Origin of the sequence: [Clostridium] aerotolerans DSM 5434, assembly GCF_000687555.1 — a bacterium.
GTDB lineage: Bacteria > Bacillota > Clostridia > Lachnospirales > Lachnospiraceae > Lacrimispora > Lacrimispora aerotolerans.
In genome coordinates, this window is sequence record NZ_JHWJ01000020.1 from 52,049 (window position 1) to 64,004 (window position 11,956).

The following is an 11,956-nucleotide window of genomic DNA, read 5'->3' on the forward strand; positions in this document are numbered from 1 at the left end:
TTTATCTTCTCTCTATACCAGAATCAGTAAGCTGTTCCATTATCTTATCTCTTAATTCCCTTAGATCAGCAACAGGGCCAAACACACTTTTAACCACATGATAACCATATTCATGACATAGAATGGCATCGATACATTTCTCTGTTAACTCTTCCGCACTGATATTCCCATAATATCCTTCTAAAAAATCTCTGTCAAAGGTAAATGCGTCGCAGATCAGTGTCATATCTTCATAAATTCCCGGTGCAATTAAGGAATCTGCAAAATCAATAACCGTCAGCTTCCCACTCTGTTCCACCATCAAATTATCTTCTGTTAAATCCCCATGAACAAATACAAACGATTCCTTCTTTAAGCCTTCCAGGAACTTTTTCTGCGCGTTCTTTATTTCGTCAGGGGCCTCCTCCCACCGTTTACTTCTTAAAGTCCGTCCAATGGCATCTATACCGTTAAAGTTTTCACAAGGTGTCGCCCAGCCCCTTACGATATCACGAAGCTTCTTTCCAATTTCAAGTTTCTGTTCTCTTCCTAAGGTATCCTTTATCTCCCCTAAGTTATCTCCCTTTACGCATTCCATAATCAGATATCGGAATAAATAGTTATCCTGTACCTGCCCATTTGCGATCAGCTTTGGAACGCTGACCCCAATTTCATTCGCTCGTTCCATGGCAAAAAGCTCCGCTTTATAATCCGGCAGACTGTCATACCCCGATTCCAGAGGGACAAACACCTTTGCCACATAATCTCCCACCCGGAAAACTCCGTTGGTTCCAGGTTTACAATTCTCTAATGGCTGAAACGCTAAGCCCTCTCGTTCAAATATGTATTGAACCAATGGCGTAAATTCTTCTTTTGAACAATAAACTTCTCCCCAGGTGTTCCAGTCATGAATATCGAACTGAAATAGATGGTTTATCATAATCTCCCCCTCTTAATCCGTGCATTTAAGAATAAACTGTCGAAACAAATTTATCATAGTATCATTCTGAAATTTTGCCATCATTTCCGGGTGCCATTGTACGCCGCACATAAAGCTGCCTTCCTGCCGCTCAATGCATTCCACCACTCCGTCATCGGCTCTGGCTGTAACAAGGAAGCCCTCTGCCACGTCCTTAATGGCCTGATGATGGAAGGAATTGACCCAGCCCCTCTTACCAGTAATACTCATTATAAAGCTTTCTTCTTCCGTATCTACCATGTGCGTCGCCTCACCTCTCGGTGCCTTTTGCACATGCAGGAAAGAGCCTGGCAGTTGGGAGCCAAGATCCTGATACAGCGTTCCCCCAAATGCCACGTTCATCATCTGTGCTCCCTTACAGATTCCAAGAACCGGTTTCTTACGCCTATCTGCCTCCCTGATCAGCTGTATATACTGGGTGTCCACCTCCCGCATGGTAAATCCCTGTAAAGGGGAAGGCTGCTCTCCATATAAATCTGGTGCCACATCATATCCCCCGGAAAGAACCAGTCCGTCCACCAGCTCCAGAAGCCTGGTCCCCTCCTCCTGATTCGTTAAAACAGGAAGCAGAACCGGGATGCCTCCCCCCATTTCAATGCTCTCCACATAATCATTGTTCACGTATGCACGGTGAATTCCGGGCATTGTACCGCCCTCTACAATTAATATATTTGCCGCGATTCCTATGACAGGTTTTTTCATCCTAGCTCCTTCTTTTGCCTCAAATAGACCGGTTTCCAATCATGATATTTAATATTTCCACATCAGTCTTCTTCATTCCCTCTTTTCCCATATAGCCGATGGCGCGGATGGTCTCCTCCGGCTTGTCCTGGACCAGTCCCTCTCCCGGTTCAAATGTAATGCCCTGCATCGCCATCTGATGCCCCAATATAGCTGCCTGGAGAGCAGAGGAAACCTTTGCCGCACAGCTTGCCTTTGCCCCATCACAGATCATTCCACCCACATTGGCAATGGTGTTGACCACGGTGTACTCAATCTGCTCCACGGTTCCTCCATAAAGGTAGGTAATGGCAGCTCCTGCACTGGCGGCGGCACATACCACTCCGCAGTATGCCGATAAAGGCCCGATATACTGCTTCTGGTCCTGAGCCGTCAAATTAGAAATGCAAAGAGCACGGTAAAGCTCCTCCTTCGTCTTTCCAAGCTCCCTGGCATACTCAATGACCGGTATGGAACAGGTCATTCCCTGATTACCAGAACCAGAATTAATGACCACCGGAGAAGGACATCCTGCCATTCTTGCATCCGATCCGGCCGCAGTCTTTGCTATGGCACGCCACTGGACCTCAGGCCGGTAGCCTGACATAAAAATCCTTCCAATCTGAGCTCCCCATTGCCCCTTTAGCCCTTCCTCCGCGATCGCAGAATTATAGGAAATCTGCATATCGAGGACATCCTTTACATCATCTATATTGACCCTATCTGCAAACGCTACAATATCCCTTATGTTAAGAAGGGATTTATCAATCCTTGTATCATTCACATCATAGGATTGTTCATATAAGGTCATTCCATTTTTCTTTATGGATGTGATATTGGTATGGGCGTGTTCAACGGTCACTTCCGCCCATTGATCCTTATGAACCGCCCTTATTTTAAGGAATAAGTTACCAACCTCTTCTACTAATATACAACGGCAGAAATCCTTGTCAAGCAGTTCTCTTGCAGCCAGCCTGTCTTTCTCTGTAATTGATTCCAGTATTTCCAGCTTTTTATCAGAATCTCCAGCAAGTGCCCCTAAAATCACTGCGGTCTCAACCCCCTTAAGCCCTCCTGAGTTTGGTACTCTCACTCCCTTTACGTTTTTAATAATATTCCCGCTGCAATGAGCCTCCATAAATTCAGGAAATACACCAAGAGTCTCCCTGGCTTTTGCAGAAGCATATGCAAGGGCAATGGGCTCCGTACAGCCAAACGCCGGAATCAGCTCATTCCTTAAAATCCTCACAAAGCTGTCGTATATTTTTTGATCCATTGTTCTCCTCCCATTTCATTAGTATTGTTACTGATTATATTACTAATAATATCACTGGTAATATCATATTTCCACTGCTTTTTTCTTTTCTTCATAAAAGCTGTTATATTTCTCCTTACCCTGGAACATAAAGCCAGGAAAACAACAGAAAAATAAGGTAATTTATGAAAATGACCTTACATATTTTCCTAATATTACGTATAATAGATTTGTTATCCATTTGATTATGAACGTAAGCTTAGGAGGCTGCATGGAAAAACAGAACTTAAAGGAAATTGTTTACCACGAAGTATTAAAAAGTATATATTCCTCAGAATATAATCCTCATAAAATCATAACAGAAAATGAACTGATCAACCGCTTTGGCTACAGCAAATCTCCTATACGGGATGCATTGGTATCCTTATGCCACGAAGGAGTTTTAAAAAGCATTCCAAGGTATGGTTATGAGGTAGTTCCTCTGACAGCCGAAGATATTTATCACATACAGGATTATAGAAAAGTGGTGGAAACTTCATTTCTGCGCCTCGGATATCCAAATATCACAGACCAGGACTTAAAAGCTTTGGAAGAACTGAATGCACATTGCCGGAAAGAAACAGAGGATTTGATGGAACGCTGGACGAATAATGCAGACTTTCACACTGCCCTTATTTCCTTCGCAAAAAACCCATTTGTATATGAAGAGCTTCGCCACTGCATGAATGTTCTGGGTCGTGCCTATGCCCAGCTCCATTGGGATAAGTGGAATCGTTTTTCCATGCTCAATGATATGAAGAACCACGATCTAATCATTCAATCCTTAAGAGAAAAGAACATCGATCAGGCCATCTCTTATCTGGAAAATGACCTCAACGACTTTGGAACCTGATAGGATACTTATAGAAAAAACTCCCTCTTAACGAAGCAAAGAAGACTGGAACAAACAGCCCTCAGGAAGAATCCTACATAAAAATCCAAATAAAAAACGCCTTGACCGGAAATGTTTTAATATTCCGTATCAAGGCGTTTTCATGTTATCTGATATATTATGCAAACTGCTGCTATGATACCGTAAGCTGCGATGACATACGCACGCATTTGCGTCGGTACTTCGCAGCAGCTTGCGGTAAGATTACCAAAATCTATATTGTCACAAGTTCCCGATATTTATTAACTACCTCACATAAATAGTCACAAACTTACAGTGAGAAAGCTCCTTCACCTTAATCCCATTGTTATGAATCTCAATGGCCTCTCTCTTCTCTTCCTTCAGGTCCGTATAATATGCCTCAGAAATATCATAAAAAAACCGTAACTCATCATCCAATGCTTTATAATCCTTACCGTTAAAGAGCCGGATTATCACTCCATTTCCCTTCTCTGCCCTTTTAACTGCCGAAACCACCAGCTTACCATCTGTCTCAAATAAAAAGCTGGTAGCAGGTCTGGTACCTTCAATTTCCCTCTGAGAGAAAATAAGGCGGCCATTTAAAAACTCCCCATAGGTGTACACCTGAATCGGCGTATTATAAGCTTTCGCCAGAATATCAATATTGGCGTCATTTATATTCCCCTGGTAAATAGTGAACCCAAAAGAAAAGTCCATCTTCTTTAAAAGCTGAGCATCCGGAGTTTCTATAATACGCTCACCGCTGGCTCTCCCCGGCCGGTAAACCAGGTTCTCTTTCCCCATAAAACCGTAAGTACGAAACAGGGTAAGACGTATTTTCCTATCTTCAAGAACTTCATATTCTCTCACTCCCTGAGGTATGATTCCAATTCCATTGCTTCCATCTGAAAGAGACACATAGGATTGGGTCGGCTCAATAGAAATAGGAGGCTCCTGCCAGGCAGACGGATCATTTGCCCAGTTGGCAAGCTCTATAAAGCCTGCTTTCTTTCCCGTATCACCCTTTTGTCTCTCCAGATAAAGATCCATTTCCTTTTTATGATAATTCTCCCTTTGAATCAGCCCAAACTGCTGATCCGCATAGTTGAATTTGCTGGTCAACTGGCTGTCAAAGATTACACAAAGTCGATGAGAAAGTCCCTGGTTATCCACAAGAACATTAAAATCAATCACCTTTTCCCCTTGTCTTAAGCCTACAGTCAAGGTAATCGGCAAAATGGTATCAGCAATTCCTTTGCTTCTGGCCTCAAGATTTTCAGGAACCCTCATTTTATAAACAATGACCGCCTTCTCGTAAATACCGCTTCCCTCCATCGTTACCTCAAAAGAAGAGTCGGTAGAGAATACCTCCATATCCTGCCTTGGAGGAGAGTAATTAAAGCTGTCCCCATCATCTCCATTTTCCACCAATACCGCCTGATTTTCATAAAGGATTCCACTCCTTTTATCAAATATAGTGAGGGAACCATTGTCCGCTACGGTAATGGAATAAAATTCATTTTCCAGAGCATCTTTTTTCACCATAGCAATGGCACTGGAGCTGGTCCTGTCAAGGGTATACTGCGCATATCCAAGTGCCGGAAGCTGTGAAGTCTTTATAGCCACCACTGCCTCCATCACCTTCTCAGGCACATAAAAATCTCTGGACGGATCCAGGCGAATGGTCTGAGAAAGAACATAGTCTGTTAAATCCCTGGAAGATACAAGAGTATAAGGCACCTTATTTCCCATTTCATCCAATATGGCAAAATCCCCTCCCGGAACGTATGTCTTTGCCAGCACCACTCCGTCACGCTTTCTTGGGAAGGTATTAAACATGGTGAATGTCATATCTCCACCATTCTTTATGCTGATCGCCATCAACCGCTCATGCAGCTCCGCCAGATTAATGGAAATGTCTCTCGCCTGCTTATACCGCATAAAAACATCCTCGTTAGCCGTGTCAGAAATACAGGAGCCAATGGAATCGTGGGCAGCATTTTCAAAAAGAAGCTTCCAGACCTCCTCCACTGCCTTGTATGGGTACTCATTTCCCAGGTGACTTGATAATGTAAGAAGCGGCTCTAAAACATTGGTCACATAATTTTGTATCTGCGTATTTAAAACCTTTAAATCCGACCGTGAAGAAAATATAGATTTGTGAATTCTCATATGCTTTGCAATCAAAAGCTCCCCGGAAATCTCCTCCAAATCCGGATTCTCTGCTTTCACATCCCGGATATAATCCTCAATACAGCTGATTAAATAGTCATTGTCAGGATCCTTTCTATTCCTTTCTTTTATAAGCTCTGGAAGATTGGTACGAATGGGCGCCTGGTCGAAGCCGTTAGGAAAATAAATGTTCTTTGTACTGCTTCTCTTCCCCGCCTTTTCAAAGCACTCCTTTTGCCAGAATAACTCATTCTCCTTAGCACTTTCCGGAATATTTCCCCCAATATAGTACCCAAAAGGAATCTGAGTGGCAAAGACAACGCTGCCATCATCTCCCCTCCAGTTAAAATCCCTATGAGATACCATATCATCACTGACTCCCCGCCAAAAAAGGGTATCCTCAATGCCAAATTCACGATAAATCTGAGGCATATTCCCTGCCTGGCCAAAGGAATCCGGAACATAGCCCACATTCATATAGCCGCCTAATTCCTGACAACGCTTCATTCCGTAATACATATTTCTTACAATGCTTTCCCCGGAAATCACCAGTTGATCCGTCTGGGTATACCAGGGTCCAATAATCAACCGCCCCTCCTTTACCAGACGTTTTATACGCACCTCATCCTCAGGTCTCCATTTTAAATAATCATCTAAAAGAGAAGCCTGAGCATCCAGCATAAAATAAGTAAACTCCGGGTCCTGTTCCAGAGTCACCAACACATCCTCCAAATCCTTCATCAGATATACCTTAGACCGGGCAGTCGTAAAATACCACTCCCTGTCCCAATGAGTATGAGGTACCACATGTATTTTTCGTTTCATTCATATCCTCCTTTTTCATGCTGCAAAAAGGGGCAGAGGATACAGTCCCCTGCCCCTCCGGGTATTATGAAATATCCTCAAAGGATATCTCAATTTCATCTACATTTACATCTTGAACAACGGTTGATGTATCCTGATTGAAGTCAACCAATGCAGTGGAAAGCACTGCAATCACAAGGGCTCCTGCCAGAATCCCCACCAGATAGGCCCACCCATTTGTAATGGATACGAAGCCGTAAATGCCTCCCACTGGAGGAATATCTCCTTTTGCTCCTAAAAGACAGCAAATAGCAGTTCCAACCGCACCTCCAAACATATTAACCGGGATAAGTATCTGTGGCTTAACAAGAGTAAATGGAATTGCTCCCTCCGTAATTCCAATAAATCCCATGACCCAGTTGCCCTTTCCAGTTTCTCTGAATGCGGCAGAGAAACGTTTTTTTCTCATTACAGTCGCAATGGCATAAGCAAGAGGCGGGATACAGATTGCACAGTTAATAAACACATTTGCCTGGAAAACGCCTTCTGCCAACAATACATTGCCTGCCATCCAGGCTGATTTATTAATAGGACCGCCCATATCAGAGGCAATCATAGCTCCCAAAAGAATGGCCATAACAAGCTGTGAAGTACCGCTGGTGCTCATATCCCTGAGCCAGTTTACAAGCGCACCGTTAATGGCTGCCAACGGGTCTGCCAGAATGGCCCCCATAATGATAGCAACGCTTCCAGTCGCCAGGAAGGGAAGGATTACAAGAGGCATTACATTTCTCATGGACTCCGGGAGGTGAATATGCTCCTTGCCCCATTTCACCGTATAACCTGCAATAAATGCAGCAATGACAGCGCCTAAAAACCCGGCCTGAGTGCTGGAAGCAAGAGCGCCCCCGATAAATCCAGCTCCAATGGCAGGCTTATCTGCAATGCTGTATGCGATAAATCCAGCCAAAACGGTATTGATAAGACCAATTCCGGTCCAACCTACATTTTCAATCATTTTTAAAATATGTAAAAACCCGGTTCCGTCTGCGTAAGGATCCAGAGACGAAATTCCCATACATAAGGCAATAATCTTAGGTATTGCCACAACAAGAGAAGCACCGATAATCAGGGGAAGCATGTAGCCGATACCTGTCATCAGATGACCCTTAGCCTCTTTCAGAAACTGTTTCATAATCTTCATTCTCCTTTTCATGACCTATTTCTATGGTGCCATAGAATTATTCTTTGCTCACTGCGTCCACACATTTTTTAATGACAGCTTCCGGAGCCTTAATACAGATATTAATGTCCACTCGTATCACCTTCTTCCCGGCAAAACGCTCCATGCCGGTGATTTTCTGGTCCGATGCAATAATGACAAGGTCCGCCTCCTTGGCCTCCTTCTCTGTAATGGCATTAATCTGCCCCATGCTGCCCTGCTGTTCCATTTTAATATCATGACCAAGAGCCATTCCTGCCTTTTCCAGGGCCTTGGCAGCCATTGGGGTGTGGGCGAGTCCAGCCGGACATGCGGAAATTCCTACTATTTTCATCTTAAATCCCCTCCTCATTAATAATTATTCTCTTTAAATACCCCATAAGCTCCCCCTTATGAGAAGCTGTTTTCACAGTTTCTTTAAATTCCTCCTCTAAAAGTCCGGTAGCCAGCCTTGAAATCATCATCAAATGTTCGTTATCAGCACTTTCCTTTGGCACGATCAGGGCAAACAAATCAGTCACAGCCCTATCGTCCATCGTCTCCCACCCTGATATACTACTTTTACATCGCACATAGAACACACCCAATTTTTTAGCAAAATCAGATTTTGCATGAGGAATGGCAAAGCCGTCCTGAAGTCCTGTGGAAAATTCCTCTTCCCTCTTTAAAAAATCCTTCTTAAGCCCCTCTGCATTGTCCGTAAGCCCCAGCTCCAGAGCTTTTTGGCTGATGAAGTTCAGTGCCTCCTCTTTGGTTCTGACATCAACATCAAAAAATAAATATTCTTCCTTAAGCACGCTTAACCTCCTTCCAGCCGCCTTCGCTGTTTCTTAAGTCTAACTATAATAGCAATGGGTTCCTATTTCAATTGAAGCAATTTCCATGTTTAAGTGGAAATCGGGCAACAACTTCTCAACTCATTTCCACATAGAAGTGGAAATGCTGTAGCTGTATTTTATAAGTAAGATACCTTATAATAAAATGGAACATCAGGGTGTGTCTGAAAACTGCTAGGTTTCAGACACACCCTGGAATAGACATCGTCTGCATATGACATAGACGGATATCAGGAGGTAAATAATGATGTTTCCATACGGAAGACTCAGTGACATATATAATTACATCAATAAGCATGATTATGTCTCATCAGACCGTCTTGCCAGCAAGTTCCATGTCACTGACCGGACCATACGAGGCGATATCCAGGAAATGAACGGTATTTTAAGCAGCCATGGTGCAGCCATCAAACTGAAACGGAAATTCGGCTACTATATTGAGATTACAGACCCACTTACTTATGAAAAATTCAAAGAAGGTATGGAAACAATAGGGTCAGATTCCATGGAGCTTGATTCCTCCCAGGACAGAATCCGTTATATCCTCAGCATGCTTTTATTTGCCTCTGACTACATTTCCCTGGAACAAATCATGGATACTGTATACATTTCAAAAAATACCTTAAGCAATTATATTAAGACCATCCGTCGAATTCTGGACAAATACAATCTGGAGTACATTACTAAGCCCAATTCCGGCATTAAAATCATTGGTACAGAGGATGACAAGCGCAGATGTATTATGGCCCATGTGATCACGTCTGATAATGACAGCTATATTACCGGTTTTACAAAGGAGGAGCGGCTTCTATTTCAAAATGTAGACCTTGATTATTTAAAACAGATCACACTGGAAGAGCTGAAAAAACGAAATATTGACATCAGCGACTACAACTTAAAAAACCTGATCATACATCTGGCCCTTATGATCACCAGGGTAAAGAGCAATCACTACATGACCATAGGTGATATTGAAACCGACTACTCCATTATGGCCATTATAAGCAGCCTGTGCGAGCAGATCGAGTCCCACTTTGACATTGCCGTTTCCAAGGGAGAAAAATTCTACATGTATCTTCATATGGTAACCAACACCCATATGGATGCCACGGATATCGATGATGAGTGGCTGAAACGCTCCATTTTAGAATCTCTGGAAATCATCTATAGAAATTATAGCTTTGATCTGCGAAGGGACGAGGTCTTGCTGACGAATCTATTCCGCCACATGAAATCCATTTTTACAAGCAAGTCCTTTGGCCTTAATATTCGAAACCCTTTGCTGAACACCATTAAGAACAACTATTCCCTGGCCTTTGAAATATCACTGACCGCCTTCTCCCAGGTCTTTGACACACCTCCCTTTACTTTAAATGAGGAAGATGCAGGCTATATAGCCGTTCATATCTGCGCCGCCATGGAAATATTTATCTCAAAAGGCCTGAAAAAGAAAAATGTCATTCTTGTATGCGGCAATGGTCCCGCCGCTCTTCGTATGCTGGAAGCGAGGCTTGGAATGTCCTTCGAAGGCCAGATCAATATTGTCAGTACCATATCTTATAATGAATACATGAATCTGGAGAAAGAAGGCTTAAAAGATGTAGACTGCGCCATATCTACAAGCCCCCTAAATGATGGCAGACTTCCCTGCATCACCGTTGATTTTGCCTTAAAGAACAAAGACATCGAATCCATAGCAAGATTTTTATCTACTATAGACGTATCTGAAAAAGAAAAGAAATCCGGATTCTTTGAAAAAGATCTGTTTTTCCGTCTAAAACGAGTTACAAACAAAAACGAGCTCCTTACCATGCTATGCCACAGCCTGGAGAAAGAAGGCATTGTTGAAGAAGACTTCATATTCTCTGTTTTAGAACGAGAAAAGCTGGGAAGCACAAACATGAACGAGCTCTTCGCACTGGCTCACCCCATGAGTCTCTGTGCCAAAGATACAAAAGTAGCGGTCGCCCTTCTGGAAGAGCCCCTGGTCTGGAGCCAGGATGAATGGGGTCAGGAGGAAACGGTACAAATCGTATTTCTTCTAGCCATAAAACAGGAAATGCAAAAAGACCTAGTACACCTCTATGACAGCATGATTGAAATCGTAAATAATTCAAAACTCCAGCAACGTCTTATTTCTTGTGAAAGCTTTGAGAAATTTATAACCGAATTCCACGGAATTCTACCTGTTTAAAAACAGGAACAAAAAAAGCCAGAGCATATCGCTAATTCTGATATACTCTGGTTTTCTGATTTTTTTCAATTAAGCTTTCCCAATTCAATATTTCAATATAGACTTACTAATCTGTATATATAATAACGAATATCAGATCAAATATGAATCTCATACAAAACACTTAAATTCCGATCAACCATCTTAATCTCAAGATTTCTAAATTTCTTGACTTCCTAATTCTAAATTTCTAACCTCCTAATTTTATATCTTCTTAGATAGCTAACCTCCTAAATCTCTATCTTCCTAAATCTCTATCTTCCTAAATCTCTATCTTCTTAAATCTCTATCTTCTTAAATCTCTATCTTCTTAAATCTCTATCTTCTTAAATCTCCATCTTCTTAAATCTCTATCTTTTTAAATCCCTATTTTATTAAATCCCTATTTTATTAAATCTCTACTCCTTAAATCTCTAACTCCTTAAATCTCTAACTCCTCAAATCTCTAACTTTCTAACTATGCTTAAACTTTTCCAATCCAATAAATTTCACAATAAAAAAAGCGCAAACCCAAACCTAGATTTACGCATTTATCACATATTATATATTCTTAACTGGTATATGAAACCTACACATACCCTCAAAACCACACATTGTTATATATCTTTCATCCGTTCTTCCTCTTACCTAAACCAACCTGGTTAAGCCCTCGACCTATTAGTGACAGTCAGCTGCACATGTTGCCATGCTTCCACCTCTGCCCTATCTACCTCGTCGTCTTCAAGGGGTCTTACTCTTGCGATGGGATATCTCATCTTGAGGGGGGCTTCACGCTTAGATGCCTTCAGCGTTTATCCCTTCCCGACTTGGCTACTCTGCCATGGTGTTGATCACCAACAGATACACCAGAGGTCAGTCCATCCC

At 42.4% G+C, this 11,956-nt stretch carries 9 protein-coding genes and 1 rRNA gene; 2 read left to right on the top strand and 8 right to left on the bottom strand.

Annotated features, from left to right (window positions below; translation table 11 throughout):
• Window position 1: 1 nt before the first annotated feature.
• The 3 genes from T546_RS0120690 to T546_RS0120700 are packed head-to-tail and all read right to left on the bottom strand — an operon-like array spanning window position 2 to window position 2,954.
• Window positions 2-919: an aminoglycoside phosphotransferase family protein gene (locus T546_RS0120690; protein ID WP_026893262.1), complete on the bottom strand. Its 918-nt coding sequence runs from the start codon at window positions 917-919 to the stop codon at window positions 2-4.
• A gap of 12 nt (window positions 920-931) precedes the next feature.
• Entirely contained in the window at window positions 932-1,660 is a 729-nt protein-coding gene (locus T546_RS0120695) for a gamma-glutamyl-gamma-aminobutyrate hydrolase family protein (RefSeq protein ID WP_026893263.1), read from the bottom strand.
• 19 nt (window positions 1,661-1,679) lie between these two features.
• The gene (locus tag T546_RS0120700) at window positions 1,680-2,954 is read right to left on the bottom strand and encodes an L-cysteine desulfidase family protein (protein ID WP_026893264.1); all 1,275 of its coding nucleotides are present in this window, start codon (window positions 2,952-2,954) and stop codon (window positions 1,680-1,682) included.
• Window positions 2,955-3,204: 250 nt separating this feature from the next.
• On the opposite strand from T546_RS0120700, the gene T546_RS0120710 reads away from it, so the two are divergent.
• Entirely contained in the window at window positions 3,205-3,825 is a 621-nt protein-coding gene (locus T546_RS0120710) for a GntR family transcriptional regulator (protein ID WP_026893265.1), read from the top strand.
• A 285-nt stretch (window positions 3,826-4,110) separates the two neighbouring features.
• Here T546_RS0120710 and T546_RS0120715 read toward each other — a convergent pair whose 3' ends face one another.
• The 4 genes from T546_RS0120715 to T546_RS0120730 form a co-directional block, all read right to left on the bottom strand.
• Window positions 4,111-6,822, bottom strand: a complete 2,712-nt coding sequence (locus tag T546_RS0120715; protein ID WP_026893266.1) for a glycoside hydrolase family 38 N-terminal domain-containing protein — start codon at window positions 6,820-6,822, stop codon at window positions 4,111-4,113.
• 64 nt (window positions 6,823-6,886) lie between these two features.
• The gene (locus tag T546_RS0120720) at window positions 6,887-7,996 is read right to left on the bottom strand and encodes a PTS fructose transporter subunit IIC (RefSeq protein ID WP_026893267.1); all 1,110 of its coding nucleotides are present in this window, start codon (window positions 7,994-7,996) and stop codon (window positions 6,887-6,889) included.
• A gap of 46 nt (window positions 7,997-8,042) precedes the next feature.
• Window positions 8,043-8,357: a PTS fructose transporter subunit IIB gene (locus T546_RS0120725; RefSeq protein ID WP_026893268.1), complete on the bottom strand. Its 315-nt coding sequence runs from the start codon at window positions 8,355-8,357 to the stop codon at window positions 8,043-8,045.
• 1 nt (window position 8,358) lies between these two features.
• Window positions 8,359-8,820, bottom strand: a complete 462-nt coding sequence (locus tag T546_RS0120730) for a PTS sugar transporter subunit IIA (protein WP_026893269.1) — start codon at window positions 8,818-8,820, stop codon at window positions 8,359-8,361.
• Window positions 8,821-9,103: 283 nt separating this feature from the next.
• Between T546_RS0120730 and T546_RS0120735 the strand changes: the two genes are divergently transcribed.
• Window positions 9,104-11,053, top strand: coding sequence for a BglG family transcription antiterminator (locus T546_RS0120735; RefSeq protein ID WP_026893270.1), 1,950 nt, complete (start codon window positions 9,104-9,106; stop codon window positions 11,051-11,053).
• Between the two features lie 676 nt (window positions 11,054-11,729).
• Here T546_RS0120735 and T546_RS0120740 read toward each other — a convergent pair.
• Window positions 11,730-11,956 (bottom strand): 23S ribosomal RNA (locus T546_RS0120740); the annotation flags it as partial.